Raw genomic sequence first — 23,458 nt, forward strand, 5'->3', positions numbered from 1 at the left:
GAGGTCAGCAGATGGCTAGACGCAAAAAACAAAATTCCTACGATAGTGCATCCTTACAGAAGAGTAATTTCAAGAGACATTTAAGACGTTATTGGCAGTTATATGCAATGATGGTATTGCCATTGATCTACTTCATAGTATTCAAATATATTCCCATGTTCGGTAATATATTGGCATTCAGAAGATACAGACCAGGTATGGGACCATATGGTGTCAAGTGGGTAGGCTTCAAGTATTTTAAGATGTTCATGCAGGATCCAGCTTTTTGGAGAGCATTCCGTAACACATTAACCATTTCTCTTGGGAATTTAATCGTTAACTTCCCTATACCTATTATATTTGCAATCCTATTGAATGAAGTAAGAAATGTACGTTTCAAGAAAACAGTACAGACAGTTTCATATATGCCAAGATTTATTTCTACTGTAGTAGTTATAGCAATATTAGGAGAATTACTTTCACCTAGTTCAGGGCTTATCAACAACTTTTTACAAAGTACATTTGGTATAAAACCAATATATTTTATGAATGAAGCAAAATATTTCAGATGGTTGTACATATTGACAGATACATGGCAGTTCACAGGATGGACAGCAATTATCTATCTAGCGGCAATAACAGGTATCAGTGCAGATTTATTTGAGGCAGCCAAGATTGACGGTGCCAATAGATTACAACAGATAATCTATGTGACAATACCTTCTATTTTGCCAACAATCATGGTTTTATTGATCCTAAACGTTGGACGTATGTTGAGTCTAGGATTCGAGAAAGTACTATTGATGTATACACCTTCCAATTCTCAGGTAAGTGACATCATTGACACATTAGTTTATAGAACAGGTCTTGCTAATCAGAATTATTCATATGCGACTGCTATTGGATTATTCAGCGGGATTATCGGCGTAATATTGGTATCATCATCAAATTCAATCAGTAAGAAAATTACCGGTGATGGAATTTACTAGGGGGGTCTATATGAAAACGTATCGTACAAAAGGTAATATCATATTTGATGTAATAATCTACGTAGTAATGATTTTTGTGCTTCTAATATGTTTAGTACCTTTCCTATACATGCTTGCGGTATCTCTTTCAGCACCAAAAGCTATTATTAATAATGAAGTATCATTTATTCCAGTTGGAATGAATTTTGAAGCATATAAACAGATTTTTTCTTATCCTAACTTTTTTAAAGCATATGGAAATACGATTTTCTACACAACTGTAGGAACATTCATTTCATTATGTATGACAACACTATTTGCATATCCTTTATCAAAGCATCATTTAAAGGGACAGAAAATTGCAATGAAACTAGTTGTGTTCTCAATGTTTTTCTCAGGTGGTTTAATTCCTAACTATCTACTTATATCAAGCCTTAGATTGACAGGAACACGTTTTGCAATGTTACTTCCATTTGCAATCAATCAATTCAATTTGATTATACTTATAAACTTTTTCAAATCAATACCTAATGAAATTGAAGAAGCTGCATTAATTGATGGTCTAGGATATTTTGGTATTCTAAGAAGGATTATTGTACCTCTTTCCAAGCCTGCATTGGCAACCATTGGATTATATACAGCAGTATTCTTCTGGAATGATTGGTTTAATGGATTAATTTATTTGAATACAGATCAGTTTCCAGTAATGCTATTTTTGAGAAATATAGTTAATGGAACTTCAATGCTTGGTGATGCAGCAGGTTCAGCTGATAAGGCAACCATTGCGATTTCAATTAAATCAGCAGTTATTATTACATCAACACTACCAATAATAATTCTATATCCATTCTTACAAAAATATTTTGTTAAAGGGCTTACAGTGGGCTCTGTAAAAGGTTAAAAGAGGTGAAAGACAATGGTAAAACTAAGTGATATAGAAACAGAACAGAAAAATGAACGCACAAAAAACATAGATATTTTAACAACTATAGAAGTATTACAGTTGATGAATGATGAAGATAAAAAAGTTGCTGGTGCAGTGCAAAAGGTATTGCCTGATATTGCAGAAGCAGTTGATATCATATATGAGAAGATTGCTGATGGAGGAAGATTGATTTATTGCGGTTGTGGAACTTCAGGACGTCTAGGTATCTTGGATGCTGTAGAATGCCCTCCTACATTTGGAGTTGAACCTGAACTCATACAAGGTATAATAGCAGGAGGTATGGGAGCTATCATCAAAGCAGTAGAAGGAGCAGAAGATAACTTCCAGCTTGGAGCTGAGGATTTACGTTCTCTAGGTTTTACTGAGAAAGATGTATTAGTGGGTATTGCCGCAAGTGGAAGGACTCCATATGTATTAGGTGCTGTAGACTATGCTAACAGTATTGGTGCTAAGACCATAAGTCTGACTTGTTCCAATGGGTCAAAATTGAATGAGCTTAGTGATGTTGCTATTGTTCCATTACCAGGAGCTGAGGTAATAACAGGATCAACTAGATTGAAAAGTGGTACAGCTCAAAAAATGGTACTAAACATGTTAAGTACATCTGTCATGATAAAGCTAGGAAAAGTATATGGCAACTTGATGGTAGATGTAAAAGCAAGTAATGAAAAGTTATTTGAACGTACTGTATCCATAGTAAAAAGTGCTACTGGTGCAGATGATTGTCAGGCTAGAGAAGTCTTGGAAAGATGTGGATACTCTGCAAAAACTGCAATTGTCATGATTAAGTGCAACATGGGCATGCAAAAAGCAGAAAAAGCTTTAGTGGAAGCTGATGGGCATATATCACGTGTCATAGAGGCATATGCACTATAATGATTATTAGATATATCTGTATTTAAAAAGGAGACTGAAATTATGAATTTAACACTACGTGAAAAGATTGGACAACGTCTAGTTGTTGGCTTTTCAGGTACAAAAATAAATGATGAGATTGTTGAATTGATTGAAGATTACAAAGTTTCTAATATTATACTGTTCAAAAATAACATAGAAAGTGGTCCTCAGTTAAAGAAAATGTGTGAAGATTTGCAGAGCCTAATCAGAAAGAATACTGGAAGAGGTGGATTCATTGCAATAGACCAAGAAGGCGGAATGGTAACAAGGTTACAAGATGATAATGTCAATATTCCAGGAGCAATGGCAATAGCGGCTACAAACAATGTGGATTATGCATATCAAGCAGGTAAGATTACAGGAAAACAATTAATGAAGCTAGGTGTCAATTTTAACCTAGCTCCTGTAGGTGATATTAATTCCAACATGGATAATCCTGTAATAGGTGTCAGAAGCTATGGTGATAATCCTGAGAAAGTGGCAGAGTATGCATCAGCTATGACAAAAGGTCTGTTGGATGGTGGAGTAATGGCATCAGCTAAACACTTCCCAGGACATGGTGATACCAACGTTGATTCACATCTTGGATTACCACAGATTAATAAGTCATTGGAAGAGATTGAAAAGTGTGAGTTGATACCTTTCAAACAAATGATAAAAGAAGGTATTCCAGCTATTATGACAGCTCATATTTTATTCCCTAAGATTGAGACTGATAATCTACCAGCCACCATGTCCAGGAAAATCATTAGAGGATTGTTAAAGGATAAAATAGAATTCAAAGGATTAGTTATCAGTGATTGTATGGAAATGAAAGCAATCCAAAAGAACTATGGTACTGTAGAAGGTATCAAGCAGGCTATGAATGCAGGTGTTGACTTGATTTGTATTTCACATACAGCTAGATTTGCACGAGAAGCATCAGATGCTCTTGTTGATGCTTTCCAACAAGGAGAGCTTTCTATAGAAGAAATGGACGAATCACTTGATAAGATATTCTCATGGAAAGAAAAGTTTGTTGATAAGGTGGAAGAAATTACATTTGATGAAGACGATGGAAAAGAATATGTTTATAAAATGTTAAAAGAGACTATAACTCCAGTACAAATGCCAACTAAGAACCTGCCAGAACTTGGAGACAAACCTCTATTTATTGGAAGTCTACCTTTTAGAGCAACTAATGTATCCAACAAAAACGATTACACTCTAAGTTTTTCTGATTTCATGGTAGAACGATTTGGCGGACAGGGGGTTATCATGTCACCTGATCCTGATGAGGAAGAGATTGATGATATATTAAAAGAAGCAAAATCATACAGTTCTATTATAATAGGTACTTACAATGGTCACCTATATAAAGGACAACTTGAATTAATAAAAAAAGCAGCTGTCAATAATACCAATATCATAGTTACAGCATTAAGGAATCCTTATGACCTAAGAAGTCTTCCTGATAATGTTTATGGTATTGCTGCTTATGAATATACACTTAACAGCTTAAGAGCATTAGGTGAATTATTTGAAGAAACTTATGAGTTACATGGTGTTCTACCAGTAAAAATGTAATGAAAAATGCATGCTAAGTAAAAGCAATAATACAGAAATGAGGTTTTTATTATGGCAGATATGTTAGTTAATCTATTACATATTGAAGATTATCATAATGAATTGGAGCGTCTTGAGAAGGAGGATATCAAAATCTTTCGAGCCTTGGCTCCTGATAAATACCGTATTGTAGAATGGGTAAAAGAGCATTCCAGTATTAATGCAGCAGGGGAATGCGATGTATGTTTTTCTAACAATCCAATATCATGTTTTATTGCCGCAAAAGGTAGTGAAATAATCGGATATGCTTGTTATAACGCTACAGCACCTGATTTTTTTGGACCTACTAGAGTATCAGAGGAATATCGTGGTAAAGGTATAGGAAAAGCATTATTATTACGCTCTCTTAATGCTCTAAAAGACGAAGGCTATATATATGCAATAATCGGAGGAATCGGACCAGCCAACTTCTACGAGAAATGTGTAAATGCAGTTCTTATAGATAGTTCAAAAGAATACAGTGTCTACGAACATTTCCTAGCAGGAATCGAAAAACAAAACAAATAATCAGTTATATCAAAAGGGGCTAGTAAGTCCCTTTTAAAGGCTAAAGCCATATTTTTTAACTGGCTCAAGAGTGGTAAATATAAAGAAAATCATATATAGTGATAAGAACGATTTTTACAGCTTGTTGTCATTCCTTTAAAACAGCTAAGGACAACAAATGTAACGAGAGTGATTATCACTATATATGATTTCAACATACGACCGTTGTCTATTTTTTAAAAAGTACTTTATCTAATATATCCATTCTTCAACATAACACTCATAACTATTTTTTGTCTTTTCTTAGCTGTTTCCATATGTTCTACAGGGTTATATCTACTAGGGGCTTGGGGTAAACCAGCCAACATTGCACATTCCTCAAGAGTAAGATTACTCACATTTTTTGAGAAAAATACATTAGATGCATCATTCACTCCATGAGCACCTGCACCGTAGTAGATGATATTCAGGTACATTTCCAATATATCTTCTTTTGTAAACATCCGCTCTAGTTTCGATGCAATAATGATTTCATGAAACTTCCTTGTCAGTGATTTCTGCCTGCTGAGAAAAAGATTCTTGGCAAGCTGTTGTGTTATTGTACTGCCGCCTTGTGCGAATCTACCTTCTTTTATATCCATTATTGCCGCTCTCATTATTGCTAGAATATCAAAACCACCATGTCGATAGAATCTTTTATCTTCCATTGCAATAGTTGCATTGATTAGATTTTTAGGTAATTTATCAAGTTCCACATAATTGGATGTCCTACTTGAAATTTGAGTTTTCAAACTATGATCCAAAGTATAATTCTCGTTGCTTGGATTATAGAATTGACTATATGTTAATACCATCAGGAATAATATCCCAAATATCGCTAATGATTTTTTTAAGAAATTCTTCATATCAGTTACCTCCCGTTAGTAATTAGCTCTTTATCAGCTTATACTAACATTGTATTCTACTTGGACTAATTATTCCATTCAAATAGATTACAAAATAAAGAGGTAACTTACATTTTTGTAAGGATGAGTATTAAGCTAGGCTAATTAATTATTTTTGTGCGTATAATTCTATGATTTTTACTATGGTTTCTACTGCTTTATGCATTGATTGTATACAAATGTATTCGTATTTACCATGGAAATTATGTCCGCCTGTAAATAGGTTAGGGCAAGGAATTCCCATATATGATAATCTTGAACCGTCAGTACCGCCACGGATAGGCACGATGATTGGTTCAACACCAACAGCTTTCATAGCTTCTGTAGCTGTTTCCACAATGTGCATTACTGGTTCTACTTTTTCTTTCATGTTGAAATACATATCTCTCAAATCGCATTCAACAGTGTTGTCTCCGTATTTTAGGTTAAGATAGTTGACTACATTAGTGAAGTAATCTTTTTTATTATAATATAACTCTTTGTCATGATCTCTTAGGATGTATACCATTTTAACTTGTTCAACATTACCACCCATTCTTACAAGATGATAGAATCCTTCATAACCCTCAGTAAATTGTGGTCTTTCATTAGGAGGTAACATTCCATCAAATTCAAAGGCTATTTCCATAGCGCTAAGCATTTTGTTTTTAGCTGAACCTGGGTGAATATTGTTACCGTTGATTGTTAACCAAGCATTAGCTGCATTGAAGTTCTCGTATTCAAGCTCTCCTATTTCTCCACCATCAACAGTATAAGCAAAATCAGTACCGAATTTTTCTGCATCAAATTTATCAGTACCTCTTCCTATTTCTTCATCAGGAGTGAATGCTACTTTTATAGTACCATGTTTAATTTCTGGATGATTTATTAGGTATTCCATTGCTGACATTATTTCTGCAACACCTGCTTTATCATCAGCACCTAGAAGAGTTGTACCATCTGTAACGATTAGATCTTTTCCTTTATAATTAAGAAGAGATGGATACTCTTTTGTTGATAAAACTACTTTAAGAGTTTCGTTAAGCACTATATCTTCACCATCATAGTTCTCGATAATACGTGGTTTAACATCTTTACCGCTAATATCTGGTGATGTATCCATATGGGAAATGAATCCGATGGATGGAATATCTTTGTCAGTGTTTGCTTTTAGTGTAGCCATGATGTAACCATTGTCATCAAGTGATATATCTTCAAGTCCTAGAATGTTTAATTCTTCAACTAGTATTTTAGCAAGATCAAGTTGGACAGCAGTACTTGGGCAAGTCTCAGATTCTTCGTTTGAAGTAGTTTCTACCTTTACATAATTTAAAAATTTTTCACATACGTTCATGTTGGTTCTCCTTCCGATTACATAATAAAACTTATTATATATTGAACTTAGGCACCAGCATTTAATAAGTCCAATATATTTTTTTGAATTAATAAGTTTCCTACCGATAAGTATAAGTTTACGTCACTTTACAGTATTTATCAAGTACAAAATTTGCGATTTGTACTAGTATATTGGTTCTAATATAAACGTAAATTTCCTGGGTTTTATCAAATGTTAAATAAAGTTAAAAATATGTTTTAACAATTAGTCACCAAAATAGAGTTGATAAAATTTTTTTGTGAAATATTAATTAACATTTTTTGTGCGCAAATATAGGGAATATAAGCCTTTGAGAGTACATTTAATGTAATATTTCATAAAATATGCAATAATTTAATATATAAAACTTTTGACATAATAACTTATATTTTGTTATAATATATTAAAATACATTGTTAAAATTTGATTAATATGTTAAAGGGTTTTCTTATCAAATTTAAGTTTTCTATAACATGAAAATTTAAAAATATATTAAACAAAGGAGAATGGGTATGAAGAAACAAAAGATTTTGTCAGTTTTACTGATGGTATCAATGTTGACAGTGACTATGTTAACAGATGTATTTGCAGGTGGTGATACAATGCCGCCTAGAGAGGGGGAACAAGGGTACAAAGGTGATAATCAACCTTCTATACATGGATATTGTAAACAGGATATCTTGGATTGGACACCTGAACAAGATGAATATTATGATTTTATGCGTGCAAAAGTACCACTTAGACAACGTAATGTATCTTTCCAAGCTACTCAAGCTAATCCAATGCTAGATCAAAATGTTAAGAGTTTGACTCTAGCAGGTGATTATGGTAATGATTTCTTTAACTCTTACCAGTATAATGATAAGTTTGCTCAGAATGTATTGAATTTCTGGCAGTACTTGGATTATCATGCGGCGTGGCATGGAATGGTAACAGAACCAGCACCTGACAGCTTATTCGTTCCCGATGCACCTTGGTGGGAGCGTAAATATGAATTTGGTGTATTGAATCTTCCTAATCCTGCATACACTAATGCAGCTCATAAAAACGGTGTTATGACGTTAGGATGTATATTCTTCCCAAGAGCTGAGCATACAGAAGATTTTGTTTATAAAGATGAAAATGGAAGATTTCCTTTAGCTGACAAGTTAGTTGAGATTTGTAAGTATTATGGGTTTGATGGGTATTTTGTTAATGCTGAAGAGAGATTACCTTCTTCTTATATGCCTTTATATGAGGAATTTATAGCTGCTATGACTTCCCAAGGTATATATGTTCAAGTATATGCTTCTAATTTATATGGACAATTTAATGAAAGATCATGGGGTAGTATTAATTATTATAACAAAGATGCAACAGAATTCAGTAACTGGGTTAAACATCCTGACAGAGACCAAGCGGCTAGTTCATTATATATGAATCCCGATCCAAGTAAATCAATGGTTAATGGTTCAGTGTCAATAATGGAATCTCTAGGTCTTGACCCAAGAGAAACTGTTTTCAATACATTGGAAGCAGGACAAACAGGTTTTTCAGGTAGAAGAGGTTCAATATATAATACTCTAGATGATAATCTTGTTCCAAGAACAGCTATAGCTCACTTAGGTACAGAAATGGTATGGAGTGGACTTGATGAGCAAGCTTTTGGACATACAGGAAATAATTCATACAATGAAAACAGGCGAAGTGATTCAGAGTATCAAAAATACATATTTGCTAGAGAGAGAACTTGGTGGTCAGGCTCAATGAACCAGCCTTATTATAGTAATAATAGTGGTTATGCAAGTCATCCAACAACAGATTATACACAGGAAGAACGAGAAGAATTATTAAGAAATATACTAGATGCAACAACCAATCCATACTTGACAGCTAATAATCCTGATAGAGCAAAACCTAATGCTGGAAATGACCTAGAAGGTAAAAATTATCAATCATGGCCAGGGTTAGCAGCATTTATATCAGAGCGATCTGTAATTAATGGTGGTAATTTCTATACTAACTTCAATACTGGACATGGATTACAATATTTTGTTAATGGTGAAGTCTCTAATGATAATGAATGGGCTAATATCAATATTCAAGATATCTTACCAACATGGCAGTGGTGGATTAGTTCAAGTCATGAAAATGGAGAAACATTAAGAGTTGATTTTGACTATGGTAACAAATACAACCCAGCTTTTGAATTAGACCAAATAGGTGGATATAACGGAGGAAGTTCTCTTGTTGTAAAAGGTGATTTGGAATCAAATAATTTCTTGCGTTTATACAAAACAGACCTTGATGTATCAAAAGATTCAAAAGCATATATTACATTTAGTAAGCCTTCTGCAACTGACGGATCAAAAATGAGCTTAGGACTTATCTTTAAAGATGCGCCAGAAACAGTAGAATATATTGAAATTCCTTCATCGGGAACTCAAACTAATAAATGGAAGACTAAAACATTGAATCTACAGAATTACAAAGGAAGACAAATAGCAGCCTTTGGCTTATCATTTGAACCTGCTAATGGACAAGTTCAAGGATATCAAATGAATATTGGAGAGATCAAAATTACAGATTCAACTTGCGAAAAACTTGATGCTCCTACAGGATTAAAGATTGATAGTGCTTTTGATTCATCTGAAATGTATATTTCTTGGGATATGGATGATTATAGTAAGGTGCAAAAATATAATGTATATGCAAAATACAGCGATGGAAAAGAAGTATACTTAGGAGGTACCTATGATGATAAATATTACATAAAATCATTATATAATCCTACTGGAATAGTAACAATTAAATTGACAGCTGTAGGTGCAGATGGTGTTGAAAGTCCTGGGGCAGTTATAGAAAGAGATTTTTCTCAAGCTATAAGTAATATAGAAGTAGTTGAAAATGACGGTTATCTTGATGTTTCTTGGAATAATCCTAACTCAAGTAATATGGTCAAAGCAGAGGTTACTTTGAATTATAGTAATAATGACAGTAGTTATAACGAAACATTTAATGAAAATACAAGTCAAGGAACAATAACTGTGCCTGTAACAGATGGTACCAGATATACTTTAAGGTTATCAGCACTAGATGATAATGGAAATATTATAAGTTATACAGATTATTCAGGACAGTTAATAGATACATACTCTGATGTCTATGAAGGAAAAGCTATATATAATTATGGCAGAGTGGAACTCACAGGACCAACATCAAAAGATTGGTGGCACTTATATGCCAAACAAAATGGTAGAACTATTACATTTAAAAACGGGGCACAATATGCTATAAGAGGTGTAGACGATTTAACCAATTTAAGAGTTCAAGGTAGTTCAGGAGAGATTGAAATAATCTTAGAAGATTATGCTGGTAACTTCTCTGAAGCTGTTTTAGTTCCATTTGGTAACTAATCTTAATATATAATTGTAAAATTAAATCATACTAAATTTTATATTAAAGCATTTACTTGTTGTAATTTCAACGAGTAAATGCTTTGTTATTATACCTATTACCCATATATTTTATCTAATATAACAAATATAGCAAATAAAACAATATATGCAATGTTTTTTCAAATATAAGCTAAGTACTTAAAAAAACTGCGTGATATATTATATCTATATTAATCTTTAGAGGGAAAAGGTGATTAGATGAATTGTCAGAGAGTGTTACAATATTTAGAAGATAAAATTGATATGGACCATTTGGATATGGTGGAAAAAACAATTGAAGATGCACTATCCTATAAGAAAGTTGATTTTATACCACTTAGCGTTACTTTTCCACAAACAGAGTTTCAGGCTTTACCTTATGTGGAAGCATTCAATGATATGGAGAGTATGTTTTATAATGAATTGGTATCATGTATAAATACTGTATGTGTCAAGGATTATTCTCTACTTGTTGCTAGGAGTAACTATGGGGTAGGTACTTTACCAAGTTTATTCGGACTCAAGTCAAGGGTGGTACAATCTACTAATCTTCCATGGGTAGACCATGTAGAATTAAATGAAATAAAAAATATTATTAGTAAAGGTGTGCCTGATTTGGACACGGGTTTTGGAAAAAGAATAATAGAGACTTATGAATATTATAGAGAGCAATTATCACATTATGAGAAGTGTAATGAATCTATCAAGTTATACCATCCTGATTTACAAGGACCTTTTGACGTTGCTCACCTGATGTGGGGAGCTGATATCTATATGGCAATGTATGATTCACCTGACTTGGTTCATGAATTGTTATCATTAGTTACTGAGACCTACATTGAATATATGAAGAAGATAAAGCCGTATCTTAACGATGAAAGAGGTAATGACTACAGTTATCATTGGGGTACTTTGTATAGAGGAAAGATAGTGCTGAGAAATGATTCAGCGGTCAATGTGTCAAAAGGTATGTATCAAGAATTCATACAGCCATATGACGAAAGAATCTTAGAAGAATTTGGTTCCGGCAGTATTCATTTTTGTGGTAGAGCAGACCAGATTGTAGTTGATATGGCTTATACAAAAGGTAACGAAGCCATGAACTTCGGTTATATGGATAATGTACAATTTGGTGAAGAATATCTTAAGCTATTGAAGAAACCTTTCATGGAGAAAAATATACCTATAATCAATTATCATCTCACAAAAGAAGAGTATAAGAATTATAAAAATTCATTTGATACTGGTATAACTCTAAAAACTAGTGTAGATACTTATGAAGAAGCAGTCAGTATCTTAAGAAAATGAAATGAGTTATTTTAGAATTTATTTCTATAATGGTAAAAAAGGATTTAACATCAAATATTTATTCTATATATTTTATCCAGGTCATCTATTGATTCTTGGTTTATTGAAATATGTATTATATAGCTTTTAAAAATTAGTAAAATAATTATATAAGTAATTGCAATAAATCTGGACAACATATATTATAATAGTAATAAAGATTATTATAATATATGAAGGAGATAAGAAAACGATGAATTCAACCAACCTTAAGATAATTGCTTGTTTGACAATGTTGATAGACCACTTGGGAGCAGTATTTTTTCCACAATATATCTATTTAAGGATAATAGGAAGAATAGCATTTCCTATCTTTGCCTTTTTGATAGCTGAAGGATATCTTCATACCCATAACGTTAAGAAATACTTAATCAGATTGTTTGCATTTGCTTTGATATCTGAAATACCTTATAACTTAGCATTTAATGGAAACATAATTGATTTTGGCAGTGGATTGAATGTGTTTTTTACACTTTTCTTTGGATTACTTGCGGTATTTGTATATGACCACTATAAAAACTTTGGATTCTTACCAGTATTGTTGATAGGAATAATAGCTCATTTGCTTGATACAGATTATGGAATGTTAGGGGTAATGGTTATATTTGCATTCTATGCTTTTAAGGGGGATTTCTATAAGCAGGCATTAAGCTATATTCTATTAACATTAGTATTCTTAGGTATTCTGTACCTTGAATATGATAGTATCAATTTGCAGGTATACTCACCCATAGCTTTGATACCCATATATTTTTATAATGGTAAAAAAGGATTTAACATCAAGTATTTATTCTATGTATTTTATCCAGGACATCTATTGATTCTTGGTTTATTGAGATATATATTGTAATAGCTTAAAAAATAAAAAAAGATTTGTTGCATTAAAATTGAATATAAGACATATATAGTAATAAATAATAAATGAAGGACGAGGATATATGGAAAAGAGGAATAGAATACTTAATGCTATTGGATATGTAATCATGGTAGTGGTTAATATTCTTGCTGTGGCATTACCTCTTAACGGTAAAACAACAGGAGAAATATCCAGTAACATCAATTCCTTATTCACGCCAGCACCTTATACATTTATGATATGGGGGCTCATCTACATATTATTACTAGGATTTGTCATCTATGGATTATTGCCAAAACAAAAACAAAATGTCTGTATTGATTCAATAGGTATCACTTTCTTTATCTCAAGCATATTGAATGCGTTATGGTTATTTGCATGGCATTATGAGAAGTTATGGTTATCGCTGATTATAATGATATTACTTCTATTTACACTAATCAAAATCTATAATAGAGTAAATAAGAACTGTGTGAAGAACGGTGATAACAAGTTTGTCAGAATACCTTTCAGTATCTACCTAGCTTGGATCTCCATAGCCACAATAGCTAACGTTTCAGTTGTCCTTAAAGCTACTGGCTGGAACGGTTTAGGGTTATCAGAAACTGTATGGACAATAATTGTACTGGTTTTTGCATTGATTCTTTCATTATATGTTTCAATCAAAAATGATGACTTGGTATATTTATTGACTACAGCTTGGGCATTAATTGGAATACTAGTCAGACATTGGGGAAGTAACACTCCTATCAGCATTACTGTCATTGCTGCTGTAATAGTGATAATCATTCAGATAATATGCAGTGCAAGGAAAAAATAAGAAAAGCCCCCAAGGTAATAAATAAGATAATCATATGCTTGAATCATATTAATAGAGCTTATTCAAGCATATGAATTTTACAATTACGCATATGTATGCCTTTATTTATATAGCTTCTTGAATTCCAGATATCCATTTTTTCGTAATTTACAAGCAGGACAATCCCCACATCCATTACCTTTTATTCCATTATAACAGGTTAGGGTTTCTTCTTTTACCACATCAAGTACACCTAGATCATATGCCATTTTCCATGTTTGTGCCTTATTGATCCACATTAGTGGTGTATAGATTTCAAATTGGTAATCCATAGCTAGATTCAAAGTTACATTTATTGATTTTATGAATACATCTCTACAATCTGGATAGCCGCTGAAATCACTTTCTGATACTCCTGTAACAATGTAGCTTATTCCTCTTTGCTTGGCAAATACAGCTACAAAGGTTAAGAACAACATGTTTCTGCCGTCTACAAATGAATTAGGAACTCCTTCATCTGGTGATTCTTTATCTACTTCTATATCTGTTCTAGTCAATGAATTAGGAGCCAGCTGATTCAATAGTCCAAGATCCAGAGTATGATGTTCTATCTCATATTTCTTGCATATGTCTTTTGCACACTCTAATTCTAATATATGTTTTTGATTATAATCAAAAGATACAGCTATAATTTCTTTGAATTTCTTTTTTGCCCAGAATAAACAAGTTGTACTGTCTTGTCCACCGCTAAATACTACTACTGCTTTTTCTTTGTTCATGATTTTACACTCCATTCAATTTTATTTATACATCATCATTAATCTATTGTTCAAAAGGATATCAGTCTTGAATTTTCCTCTAAAAGTTGTTGTTACTGTTTTGGCATCAGTCTTTTTAATCCCTCTTGTAGTCATACATCCATGTTCACCTTCAATAATAACCGCTACATCTTCAGATTTTGTTATGTTCTGCATTATCTCTGCAATATCCGTACCTATTCTTTCTTGAAGTTGTAATCTTCTGCCTACCATATCAGCTATTCTTGCAATTTTACTAAGTCCTATGATTTTCTTATTGGGTATATATGCTACAGCTACTTTCATGTTATACATCAATGCCAAGTGATGCTCACAATGGCTGAATAAATCAATATCCTTCATAAGCACTATGTCTTTATTTTCTTCTTCTACATATAAATCATCTTCAAAGGTCTTATTGAACATATCTGCAATATCATCATTGGTATAACATATCCCTTGAAATACTTCTTCATACATATTGGCTACACGGGTAGGTGTTTCCTTAAGACCTTGACGGTCTGGATTTTCCCCTAATGCTATTAAAATACCTTTTATATGTTTTTCTATTTCTGCTTTATCTATCTTCATACTAATTAGACACCTCTTTTCTCTGGTTCCCATATAACCTTGTGTAATTGAACCTGAAGAGTAACACCGTTCATATGATTATCCATCATAAATTGCACTATATCTTTCATATCTATTTGACCAAACACTGGGCTTATGTATACGTTTGTTTTATTGATCAAATCGTATTTATAGATTATGAATTTGGCTTTTTCCAAGTCTTCCATACTTCCTGACACAAACTTAACAGTATCATTCTTAGTTAGATAACTGAAGTTATCTAGGTTCATCTCAGATTCCATATTACTTGAGGGTAACTTATAATCCATTGTAAAACTGATTGTATTTCCACTTATGGCAGAATACTTTTTCAAATCCACACTTCCATTTGTTTCTATTTCAACTAAAAGTTCATGGTCTTCTGATAGAAGCTTTAACAAATCTGAAATACCATCCCTAAGTAATGGCTCTCCTCCTGTCAGTGTCACATTTCTGACACCTGTTGATTTTATGTATTCATATATACTCTCTGCATTCATTGATTCATATGTCACATGGTCTTTGTTTGCCCACTGGGTATCACAATAACTACAATTTAGATTACATCCCGCAAACCTTATAAAAACTGCTAATTGCCCAGCCAAACGTCCTTCTCCGTTTATGCTGACAAACCTTTCAACTACTTTGTATTCCAATATCTATCTCGCCTCACTTTTTTCATATACAGCACTATTAGTTGGAGTTTCATATACTACAGCTCTTTTTACGTTATACCCCTTTTTTTCCATCTCATAAAAGAAATGTTCTGAAAAATTCTCTGCTGTAGGTCTAAAATTAACTTGTATAATCTTGAATTCATCTTCCAACAAACACTCGAGAGTTTTTTCTCTCATAGTTCCTTTTTGTATAATAAGAGCATGGTCGAAAGAATCTACCATTTCTTTTACATCCTTCTTGAAATCACCAAAATCTATTACCATGCCATCAAGCTGTCCGCCTTCGTTCAATGTTTCTGATTGTATCTCCATTTCTACTTTCCATCTATGTCCATGAATATTACTGCACTTTCCCTCATAATTAGCAAGAAAGTGAGCACTGTCAAAGCTATGTTCAGTCTTTAAAATATACATATTCTATTCCTCCATATCTTTCTATTCTACAAAAAACTTTCTCCATAATAACAGCAGCCTATAGCACCATTGAATTGAGGTTCCTCCACTGAAATAATATTCTCATAATCTCTTTCCAAATAATGCTTTACAGCCTTATTAGTCGCAACGCCACCAGTTACAATCAAATCTTTTCCATTAAAATTACTCATAAGTGGTTTTAGCCTTTTATATAAAGAATAACTGACTCCTGCACAAAGTCTTTTTATATCAATTCCTTCAGCTATCTTACCAATCAATTCAGACTCAGAAAATACAGCACATGTTGAGTTTAATTCAACTGGATTATCATAATAATCACTCATGGAGTTAAGTGGTATTTCTAGAACATTAGCCATATTTTCCAGATATCTCCCACAGGAAGCCGCACATTTCTCATTAAGGTCCAAATCCGTAATTATCCCTTTTTCAACTTTGACCACTTTTACGTCCTGACCGCCTATATCCAATAGTATAAAATCCTTCAATCCAGTTTGATAAATCCCTCCATAAACATGAGCTTTTATCTCATTTATAGCTTTGAACATTCTTAGATCAGTATTGTTTCTCCCATATCCTGTTGATATAGCTTTATCTATCTTATCTATTTCAAGCTTATTCAAATCAACTAAGATTTTACCGTCAAAACTACAGTACTCTCTGTAAAATGTCATTGTACTTACCTTTGATTTATTAACTATCCTACCATCTTCCATAACTGCAATCTTGACTTCTCTGCTGCCTAGATCAATTCCCAAGGTTCTCATACACATGATACCTCCTTAAGATCACCTAACATATCAAGAAAAGCTTCTAACCTAAGCTTAGTTCTTGCATCCAAGCTATTCATTTTGTCTCCTTCAATATTAATGATAGGAACATTAAGCTTGTCTTTCAGAATGATGTTCTCTACTGCTCTATAGCAAAAGGCTTGAGTATAATGAACTATCCCATCAATTCGCCTATCTTCAATCTGTTTCTTTATCTCCTTGATTCTGTAATTCACATCATATGGATATGTATAATCATAATATTGTTCATATATATTGGAAGCAACCTCACATCTAGGAAAAGCAAACTCTCTTTGAACCTCATTATAAACAAAAGAAGCATCAAATCTTTCTACAAAATCATATATGTCAATAGTCATAGGTGGAACTCCAATATATCCCAACCTGACTTTTTTACAACTTCCATCTCTTTTTTTCACTTTCATAATAAATGTCTCTAGTTCATCTTCAAACTCATCAGCATCACCATTAAAATCACTCAAACTAACCTGATACAAATGATTTTCAAATCCGCTAACCTTGTCATGGGAATAAGTCAATCTATCCAATTCCCCAGCAAGTCTTCTGATTCTATTAAGTCTTTTTCTTACTACTTCAACCTCTTCGTAACTCACATGAAAGATATCCATGAATTTCTTGATCTCAACTTCAACATCTTCCTTCCTATGACTCTGAGGATATGAAAAAGGATATACCCTAATCCCTCTTAACTCCAATACTTCAGCCAGTGCTTTTGTATTAGAACAATCCCCTTCAATGACTCCAACAATCTCTTTTATACCATTCTCTACACAAGCCCCGTATATACCCTTTATCCAAGCACACAGACTTTTTGGAAATCCATCTCTCTCAGCTATTTCTATATATTTCGAATAATCATCAGACGTTATAAAAAGATTATTTAAATCTACAGGTCTATATCCAGCTGTAATAAGAACCTCCACGGGAACCGTAGTAGTCAAACCAATTTTCTTCAATATATTATCCTCCTTCATTAAAAAAGGACACTAAAAAAGGGTGCAAACCACCCTAAAACAAAAAACTATCTAATTATATTGAACCTCTATAAGACGATAGTTTTAATAAGTCCTAGTTTTTTTTATAGACAGGATGGTTACGAACTGTCTTATGAAATTGCTTAAAGTATATCACACCTATTTACAATATACAATAGTAAAACTTTATTAAAAACACAAAAATATCAAAAATTAAGATGTAAATACACAAAAAGTTACTATATATCCTTATCTTTACTGAATATTTTTTTAGTACTCTTACCAAATACAAAAATTATTGCAACCGGCCATAGAACAGTAGTTATTATATGACTTATAATAGCTTGAATAATAACTAACCTCTTAGTTATCTCCGAATACTCCGACGGTCTTATATCACCAAAACCAATAGTAAAAAAGGTAGTAGTACTAAAATAAAGAGCATCAAGATGACTAAAAATCTCATCCTCACCAATTATACCCTCATTAAATATATTACTTAGATGAGTGTACAAAAGCGCAAAAGAATCAATAACCGAAAAAAGCAAAGACAAATACAAAAAGAAAATACACAATATCTTCAAAAAAGGTCGATTAAAAAACGATGTAATATAAAAATTACAATTCTTATCACTATTATTAATATGATAAGCCAGTATCAAAAAATCAAAAATAGACGTCAAAAAAATCGCACACAATATAAAAATAAGAGTAAAAGTTTCATTTCTATTAAGCAAAACATGATTATTCTGTATAAGCATAAAAGGCAGATATATAAGCAATACAATATTAACAAAACACCCTATATAAAAACACTTAGTACTTATAAAAAGCATAAAAAGCGATAAAAAAATTATTATAACCGCCTTACTATCAAGACTCTCCAAAACCACAAACATAAATAACAAGAAAAAAGCAACAATCATAAAAACAACACTGCTTTTTGTAAAATTCAACTTCATAAAAACTACCTTTCCTACCATCAAATAAAATTATGTATCTTCAGATATGAGGCTGTAGGTAAACCCAACAGCCCCATTAAAAATCATTTTTATCATAAAACTTCATGAGACATATATGAAACATATATAAAACATATATAAAACATATGATCTCAACACCGAGTGTAAATAGTATAGGGGAATATGGAGCAGTGAGCCACGGACGGCGAACTCAGCAATTTAAACACGGACGTTTAATTTGCTGACGGAATATTCCCCTATACTATTGGAACGACTGTATAGCTATATGTTTACTCCGTATGATTTATTTGATCATATAAATCTAATTTACAATGACTATTTTCCCAATTAGTACAATTAAGACACGTTGTACTCTCTACAGTTGAATTTGATAAAGATTGCACATTCTGTCTTGGACAATAAGAACTGCATTGCTTAGCAGTTTCACAAAAATTCATCATGCTATCCATAATAATTTCTCCTTTCAATATAAATGCTGAATCAACCATTTATAGGTATTCTATTTCAACATTTTACCTGCCTACTTTTCTTTTTTTAGAATAAGTTTTTTTGGAATTCCAGTTATTAATAAAATCATTTGTGTAACCAAAAGGACTGTAAACGTTAAAGATATATTCACTAACTGGCAGATGTATTATAGACGATTTTGGGTATCTACATACTTGTCTAGTGTTAGAAAAACTTATCATAATATCCCTCCAGATACTAAAAAATTATATAAATTTATTAGCAGAACTAATATAATCTATTATGTGTAATTTTTGATAAATTATACTTGGTGATACCTTGAATAAAAATTTATTATATGCTAAACTAACACGTAATACGATAAATTAAATGTTTTTAAAAACATAAAAAAAATTATAGATAAAGGAAGGGTGACATGTATGAGTGCACAGGCTGAAAAGAAAAAAGTTATTTTTAGTGGTATTCAACCTACTGGTGTTATAACATTAGGTAATTATTTAGGAGCCATTAAGAATTGGACGAGATTACAAGATGATTATAATTGCCTATTTTGCGTTGTTGATATGCATTCAATTACAGTTAGACAAGATCCCGCTCTACTAAGAAAGCGAGCAAGAGATTTATTAACAATATATATAGCAGCAGGACTTGATCCTGAAAAGAATATTATGTATTATCAATCACATGTTTCAGGACATGCTGAACTTTCATGGATTCTTAGCTGTTTTACATATATGGGTGAGTTGAACAGAATGACTCAGTTCAAAGAAAAATCAGCAAAACATGGAAATAACATCAATGCAGGTCTTTTTACTTATCCAGTGTTAATGGCAGCAGACATTTTATTATTCCAATCGGATCTAGTTCCTGTTGGACATGACCAAAAACAGCATCTTGAGATTACTAGAGAAATTGCAAATAGATTCAATAACATCTATGGAGATGTATTTACTGTTCCAGAACCTTATATTGGTAAAGTAGGCGCTAAGATAATGAGCTTACAAGAACCAACTAAGAAAATGTCCAAGTCAGACGAAAATCCAAATGGTTATATTTCTCTATTAGACGATTTGAATGTTGTCAAAAACAAAATCAAAAGAGCAGTAACAGATTCAGATAGAGAAGTTACTTATTCAGAAGATAAGCCTGGAGTAAAGAATCTTATTGATATATATTCAAGTATTACTGGTAATTCCATTGAATCTTGTATGAACGAATTCCAAGGTAAAGGCTATGGTGACTTGAAACGAATAGTGGGAGAAGCAGTTGTAGAAGAACTCAGACCTATTCAAGAAAGGTTCAAGGATCTACAGAAGAACAAAGATTATCTAGATGGTATAATCAAGAAAAACGGAGAAACAGCTAATTACTTAGCAACAAAAACGCTTAGAAAAGTTCAAAAGAAAGTTGGTTTTCCAGTAAGAATCAGATAAAGTATTTATGGGTCTGTCCGTTTGGATAGGCTCTTTTTATTTTGTAAGAAAATTTTATTATTCCTCTTTTCTATTTATCTTAAATTAGAACACATTTTTTTTAATAACATATAATGTATTAATAGTTCATAAAAAATATTTAGGATAATTAGTTGCTAACATGCATGTTTAATTGTTCTAACAAGGAGGAATAATACTTTTGAAATGTAAGGAATCCTATATAGGTACTAAAAAAGAGTGTATCCAATTTCTTAATACCAATCTACCAAAACTTTTTAGAGGAGAACTTCAGTTAGAAGGACAGGATGTTTTTATTCCAAGTAGAGAAGAATTAGAATTCAAAATGAAATTTGAATATGACGAAGATTATGAGTACGGCTGTGTTGGAATCAAGATCTCTTGGGGCGAAGAGCCAGATCTTCCAGATGAAGAAGATGAAGAGGAAGATGACGACGACGACGATGATGACGACGAGGAATTTATACCAAATAAGAACACTAAAGACTATTATCTCTAAGATTAAAATAGCTAAAACCCTCAAAAACTGAGGGTTTTGTTTTTAAAAATGATTAAAAAGGAGAGAAAACATGCCATCTGAAGATTTATCCAAAGTCTTAGATAACTATAATATAGAGGTACTAAACATAAAAAATGAAAATTACAAAGTAAAAAAAGGTGTTTGGTGGATTCAAACCCCAACAGGATACAAGATACTTAAAAAGAATTCCATACCAAAAGAAAGATTGAATTTTATTGTTGCTGCCATAGAATATCTATGCAGTAGAGGAATCAATATGCCAAAAATCATTGAATCCAAAAAAGGCGAAAAATTTATTGAAGCAGATGGAGCCAATTATCTATTGAATGAAGCAATTCCAGGCAAAGCACCTAGTTCTAAGACAACTGAAGGACTAGAAAAAATAATAAAAGAATTAGCTAGATTCCATGCAGCATCTGTGGGATTTCAACCACCTTCTGATTGTAAACCAAATATCCTTCTAGGAACTTGGTATGATAAATCCAGTAAGAAAATGAACAAACTCAATGAGTATTATGAACAAGAAAAAAACAAAAGTACTCATAGCGAATTCGGGAATATGATACTAAAAGAATTTCCTAACTTCCACAAGAAAATGGAGACTGCTTTAAATAAAGATAGTATGTCATTATATAACAGATGGGTAGCTGAAATACAAAAAACAACATGCTTGGTTCATCAAGATTTCATTGATGGAAATTTAATAATGACTGATAAAGGAAAAATCTATGTTCTAGACCCAGACTCATTAGCTATTGAAGTACCAACAAAAGATATTAGAAAATTCCTCAATAAAATCATGAAAAAACGTGGCAGTTGGGACATGAAACTTACTATAGATATTTTGAAATGGTACCAAGAAGTCAATCCATTAGAGCCTTGGCAATGGCAGGTTCTAAAATCCACAGTAATGTATCCTCATCTATTTGCAGGTATAATGAGTAAATATTATCAAAAGAGAGAAGCATCCTGGTCAGAAAGCAAATATGTAAGTAAGCTAAAGAATATCATCGACATAGAAAATTCAAAAGAATATATTATAGATAATTTTGAACAAATAATCGCTTCACTATAATATGCGAAAGGGTAGGTGTTGAATTGAAAACAAATAACACTACTATTGAACTTAAGGATATATTTACTAATGTACTGAATCAATATAATATTAGACCTGATAATATATCAATCATTCAGAATGAAGGATTAAAAACCCTATGGAAATTTACTAATAGAAATCAGAAAATGTGTCTAAAAAGATTTCGTCATACCAAGGAAAAAATCACGTTCTCTGTTAATGCTCAGAGGCATATATATAAAAAAGGTGGAAAAGTACCAAACGTTTATCCCAACAGTCAAGGTCAATATATTACTGAGTACATGGGACAACTATTTGTACTATATGAATGGATAGAAGGAAGAGACCTTAATTTTACAAGAACCAACGACTTCAATGATGGAATAGAAGGATTAGGAGCTTTCCACTCAATATCAAAAGGCTATATAGCTCCAGAAGGGGCAAAAATATCCTCTAAACTAGGTAGATGGACAGAACAGTATAGTTCAATGAAAAAAAGAATGTTGAAATGGAAAGATATAGCTTTGACCGATAGAACCAAGGGGTCATATAAAGTCTATCTTGAATGCATAGATGATATTATTAACCTATGCGATAAAGCCATTGCGGCATTAGAACAATCCTCTTACGATAAAATAACCACGATTGATCTACATGAATCCTCATTATGTCATCAAGACTATGGCTCAGGAAATGCTATCTTATCTGAAAAAGGCATATTTGTCATTGACCTGGATGGTGTAACATACGATTTGCCTGCTAGAGATTTGAGAAAAATAATTGGCAAACGAGCTGAAAAAAGAGGCAAATGGGATATAGAAGATATTAATCTAATACTTAATCACTATGAAAAAACCAATAAATTGACTCTAGAAGAAAAAGAAGCTCTAAAAATAGACTTAATGTTTCCACACTGGTTTTTTGGAACAATAAAAAATATATTCTCTAAAAATAAACAGGTAAACCCAGGAAAAATAGCTAAAATAGCAAAATTGGAAAAAGAAAAATTAGCAGTTTTGAATCAATGGAAGATCTAAGCAGAATTAGTCCATAAGGAGGATTA

General features: G+C 32.3%; 25 protein-coding genes. 14 read left to right on the forward strand and 11 right to left on the reverse strand.

Annotated elements, in window-relative coordinates:
- Positions 1–11 precede the first annotated feature (11 nt).
- The 5 genes from HYG85_RS17545 to HYG85_RS17565 are packed head-to-tail and all read left to right on the forward strand — an operon-like array spanning position 12 to position 4,902.
- A complete protein-coding gene (locus HYG85_RS17545; protein WP_113674326.1) occupies positions 12–968 on the forward strand; it encodes an ABC transporter permease in 957 nt (318 codons plus the stop codon).
- A 10-nt stretch (positions 969–978) separates the two neighbouring features.
- A complete protein-coding gene (locus tag HYG85_RS17550; protein WP_113674327.1) occupies positions 979–1,848 on the forward strand; it encodes a carbohydrate ABC transporter permease in 870 nt (289 codons plus the stop codon).
- A 15-nt stretch (positions 1,849–1,863) separates the two neighbouring features.
- Entirely contained in the window at positions 1,864–2,769 is a 906-nt protein-coding gene (gene murQ, locus HYG85_RS17555) for an N-acetylmuramic acid 6-phosphate etherase (RefSeq protein ID WP_212690752.1), read from the forward strand.
- 42 nt (positions 2,770–2,811) lie between these two features.
- A complete protein-coding gene (gene nagZ / locus HYG85_RS17560) occupies positions 2,812–4,356 on the forward strand; it encodes a beta-N-acetylhexosaminidase (RefSeq protein ID WP_212690753.1) in 1,545 nt (514 codons plus the stop codon).
- Positions 4,357–4,407: 51 nt separating this feature from the next.
- The gene (locus tag HYG85_RS17565; RefSeq protein WP_113674330.1) at positions 4,408–4,902 is read left to right on the forward strand and encodes a GNAT family N-acetyltransferase; all 495 of its coding nucleotides are present in this window, start codon (positions 4,408–4,410) and stop codon (positions 4,900–4,902) included.
- Positions 4,903–5,129: 227 nt separating this feature from the next.
- Here HYG85_RS17565 and HYG85_RS17570 read toward each other — a convergent pair whose 3' ends face one another.
- Both HYG85_RS17570 and pepT read right to left on the reverse strand, forming a co-directional pair.
- Positions 5,130–5,786, reverse strand: coding sequence for a transglycosylase domain-containing protein (locus tag HYG85_RS17570; protein WP_113674333.1), 657 nt, complete (start codon positions 5,784–5,786; stop codon positions 5,130–5,132).
- Between the two features lie 148 nt (positions 5,787–5,934).
- Positions 5,935–7,158, reverse strand: a complete 1,224-nt coding sequence (gene pepT / locus HYG85_RS17575; RefSeq protein WP_212690754.1) for a peptidase T — start codon at positions 7,156–7,158, stop codon at positions 5,935–5,937.
- A gap of 533 nt (positions 7,159–7,691) precedes the next feature.
- Between pepT and HYG85_RS17580 the strand changes: the two genes are divergently transcribed.
- From HYG85_RS17580 to HYG85_RS17600, 5 genes are all read left to right on the forward strand, one after another.
- Positions 7,692–10,574, forward strand: a complete 2,883-nt coding sequence (locus tag HYG85_RS17580; protein WP_212690755.1) for an endo-beta-N-acetylglucosaminidase — start codon at positions 7,692–7,694, stop codon at positions 10,572–10,574.
- A gap of 240 nt (positions 10,575–10,814) precedes the next feature.
- Entirely contained in the window at positions 10,815–11,903 is a 1,089-nt protein-coding gene (locus tag HYG85_RS17585; RefSeq protein WP_212690756.1) for a uroporphyrinogen decarboxylase/cobalamine-independent methonine synthase family protein, read from the forward strand.
- A gap of 1 nt (position 11,904) precedes the next feature.
- A complete protein-coding gene (locus HYG85_RS24695; RefSeq protein ID WP_212690757.1) occupies positions 11,905–12,033 on the forward strand; it encodes a TraX family protein in 129 nt (42 codons plus the stop codon).
- Positions 12,034–12,135: 102 nt separating this feature from the next.
- Entirely contained in the window at positions 12,136–12,792 is a 657-nt protein-coding gene (locus HYG85_RS17595) for a TraX family protein (protein WP_212690758.1), read from the forward strand.
- 88 nt (positions 12,793–12,880) lie between these two features.
- On the forward strand, positions 12,881–13,618 hold the full coding sequence (locus tag HYG85_RS17600; protein ID WP_113674339.1) for a tryptophan-rich sensory protein: 738 nt from the start codon (positions 12,881–12,883) through the stop codon (positions 13,616–13,618).
- A 101-nt stretch (positions 13,619–13,719) separates the two neighbouring features.
- On the opposite strand, the gene queC is transcribed toward HYG85_RS17600, so the two are convergent.
- The 9 genes from queC to HYG85_RS17645 form a co-directional block, all read right to left on the reverse strand.
- Entirely contained in the window at positions 13,720–14,376 is a 657-nt protein-coding gene (queC, locus tag HYG85_RS17605) for a 7-cyano-7-deazaguanine synthase QueC (RefSeq protein WP_330619122.1), read from the reverse strand.
- Positions 14,377–14,397: 21 nt separating this feature from the next.
- Entirely contained in the window at positions 14,398–14,985 is a 588-nt protein-coding gene (gene folE / locus HYG85_RS17610; protein WP_212690760.1) for a GTP cyclohydrolase I FolE, read from the reverse strand.
- A 5-nt stretch (positions 14,986–14,990) separates the two neighbouring features.
- Positions 14,991–15,659 carry a putative 7-carboxy-7-deazaguanine synthase QueE gene (gene queE, locus HYG85_RS17615; protein WP_212690761.1) on the reverse strand — a complete coding sequence of 223 codons (669 nt, stop codon included), beginning with the start codon at positions 15,657–15,659 and terminating at the stop codon, positions 14,991–14,993.
- 3 nt (positions 15,660–15,662) lie between these two features.
- Positions 15,663–16,094 carry a 6-carboxytetrahydropterin synthase QueD gene (queD, locus tag HYG85_RS17620; RefSeq protein WP_212690762.1) on the reverse strand — a complete coding sequence of 144 codons (432 nt, stop codon included), beginning with the start codon at positions 16,092–16,094 and terminating at the stop codon, positions 15,663–15,665.
- A gap of 26 nt (positions 16,095–16,120) precedes the next feature.
- Complete coding sequence (locus HYG85_RS17625; RefSeq protein WP_212690763.1) at positions 16,121–16,879, reverse strand: acyl-CoA dehydratase activase; 759 nt, start codon at positions 16,877–16,879, stop codon at positions 16,121–16,123.
- Positions 16,876–17,880, reverse strand: coding sequence for a 2-hydroxyacyl-CoA dehydratase family protein (locus HYG85_RS17630; protein WP_212690764.1), 1,005 nt, complete (start codon positions 17,878–17,880; stop codon positions 16,876–16,878). The genes HYG85_RS17625 and HYG85_RS17630 overlap by 4 nt, the downstream gene beginning before the upstream one ends.
- Positions 17,881–18,137: 257 nt before the next feature.
- A complete protein-coding gene (locus HYG85_RS17635) occupies positions 18,138–18,860 on the reverse strand; it encodes an ion channel (protein WP_212690765.1) in 723 nt (240 codons plus the stop codon).
- Positions 18,861–19,150: 290 nt separating this feature from the next.
- A complete protein-coding gene (locus tag HYG85_RS17640) occupies positions 19,151–19,330 on the reverse strand; it encodes a hypothetical protein (RefSeq protein WP_212690766.1) in 180 nt (59 codons plus the stop codon).
- Positions 19,331–19,393: 63 nt separating this feature from the next.
- Positions 19,394–19,570: a hypothetical protein gene (locus HYG85_RS17645; RefSeq protein ID WP_212690767.1), complete on the reverse strand. Its 177-nt coding sequence runs from the start codon at positions 19,568–19,570 to the stop codon at positions 19,394–19,396.
- Positions 19,571–19,768: 198 nt separating this feature from the next.
- On the opposite strand from HYG85_RS17645, the gene trpS reads away from it, so the two are divergent.
- The 4 genes from trpS (at position 19,769) to HYG85_RS17665 (ending at position 23,432) form a co-directional block, all read left to right on the forward strand.
- The gene (gene trpS / locus HYG85_RS17650) at positions 19,769–20,782 is read left to right on the forward strand and encodes a tryptophan--tRNA ligase (protein ID WP_212690768.1); all 1,014 of its coding nucleotides are present in this window, start codon (positions 19,769–19,771) and stop codon (positions 20,780–20,782) included.
- Positions 20,783–20,981: 199 nt separating this feature from the next.
- Positions 20,982–21,299 (forward strand): transcription initiation factor IIE, encoded by a 318-nt coding sequence (locus tag HYG85_RS17655; RefSeq protein WP_212690769.1) that lies wholly within the window; start codon positions 20,982–20,984, stop codon positions 21,297–21,299.
- A 70-nt stretch (positions 21,300–21,369) separates the two neighbouring features.
- Positions 21,370–22,395 carry a CotS family spore coat protein gene (locus HYG85_RS17660; RefSeq protein ID WP_212690770.1) on the forward strand — a complete coding sequence of 342 codons (1,026 nt, stop codon included), beginning with the start codon at positions 21,370–21,372 and terminating at the stop codon, positions 22,393–22,395.
- Between the two features lie 23 nt (positions 22,396–22,418).
- Complete coding sequence (locus HYG85_RS17665; RefSeq protein ID WP_212690771.1) at positions 22,419–23,432, forward strand: CotS family spore coat protein; 1,014 nt, start codon at positions 22,419–22,421, stop codon at positions 23,430–23,432.
- Positions 23,433–23,458 lie beyond the last annotated feature (26 nt).

The sequence above is a fragment of the Vallitalea guaymasensis genome (assembly GCF_018141425.1).
Classification (GTDB): Bacteria; Bacillota; Clostridia; order Lachnospirales; family Vallitaleaceae; genus Vallitalea; species Vallitalea guaymasensis.

Bases quoted from the DNA above. Each gene is read 5' to 3' on its own strand.
- HYG85_RS17545 (WP_113674326.1), top strand. From the start codon at position 12: ATGGCTAGACGCAAAAAACAAAATTCCTACGATAGTGCATCCTTACAG.
- HYG85_RS17550 (WP_113674327.1), top strand. From the start codon at position 979: ATGAAAACGTATCGTACAAAAGGTAATATCATATTTGATGTAATAATC.
- murQ (WP_212690752.1), top strand. From the start codon at position 1,864: ATGGTAAAACTAAGTGATATAGAAACAGAACAGAAAAATGAACGCACA.
- nagZ (WP_212690753.1), top strand. From the start codon at position 2,812: ATGAATTTAACACTACGTGAAAAGATTGGACAACGTCTAGTTGTTGGC.
- HYG85_RS17565 (WP_113674330.1), top strand. From the start codon at position 4,408: ATGGCAGATATGTTAGTTAATCTATTACATATTGAAGATTATCATAAT.
- HYG85_RS17570 (WP_113674333.1), bottom strand. From the start codon at position 5,786: ATGAAGAATTTCTTAAAAAAATCATTAGCGATATTTGGGATATTATTC.
- pepT (WP_212690754.1), bottom strand. From the start codon at position 7,158: ATGAACGTATGTGAAAAATTTTTAAATTATGTAAAGGTAGAAACTACT.
- HYG85_RS17580 (WP_212690755.1), top strand. From the start codon at position 7,692: ATGAAGAAACAAAAGATTTTGTCAGTTTTACTGATGGTATCAATGTTG.
- HYG85_RS17585 (WP_212690756.1), top strand. From the start codon at position 10,815: ATGAATTGTCAGAGAGTGTTACAATATTTAGAAGATAAAATTGATATG.
- HYG85_RS24695 (WP_212690757.1), top strand. From the start codon at position 11,905: ATGAGTTATTTTAGAATTTATTTCTATAATGGTAAAAAAGGATTTAAC.
- HYG85_RS17595 (WP_212690758.1), top strand. From the start codon at position 12,136: ATGAATTCAACCAACCTTAAGATAATTGCTTGTTTGACAATGTTGATA.
- HYG85_RS17600 (WP_113674339.1), top strand. From the start codon at position 12,881: ATGGAAAAGAGGAATAGAATACTTAATGCTATTGGATATGTAATCATG.
- queC (WP_330619122.1), bottom strand. From the start codon at position 14,376: ATGAACAAAGAAAAAGCAGTAGTAGTATTTAGCGGTGGACAAGACAGT.
- folE (WP_212690760.1), bottom strand. From the start codon at position 14,985: ATGAAGATAGATAAAGCAGAAATAGAAAAACATATAAAAGGTATTTTA.
- queD (WP_212690762.1), bottom strand. From the start codon at position 16,094: ATGTATATTTTAAAGACTGAACATAGCTTTGACAGTGCTCACTTTCTT.
- HYG85_RS17625 (WP_212690763.1), bottom strand. From the start codon at position 16,879: ATGAGAACCTTGGGAATTGATCTAGGCAGCAGAGAAGTCAAGATTGCA.
- HYG85_RS17635 (WP_212690765.1), bottom strand. From the start codon at position 18,860: ATGAAGTTGAATTTTACAAAAAGCAGTGTTGTTTTTATGATTGTTGCT.
- HYG85_RS17640 (WP_212690766.1), bottom strand. From the start codon at position 19,330: ATGGATAGCATGATGAATTTTTGTGAAACTGCTAAGCAATGCAGTTCT.
- HYG85_RS17645 (WP_212690767.1), bottom strand. From the start codon at position 19,570: ATGATAAGTTTTTCTAACACTAGACAAGTATGTAGATACCCAAAATCG.
- trpS (WP_212690768.1), top strand. From the start codon at position 19,769: ATGAGTGCACAGGCTGAAAAGAAAAAAGTTATTTTTAGTGGTATTCAA.
- HYG85_RS17660 (WP_212690770.1), top strand. From the start codon at position 21,370: ATGCCATCTGAAGATTTATCCAAAGTCTTAGATAACTATAATATAGAG.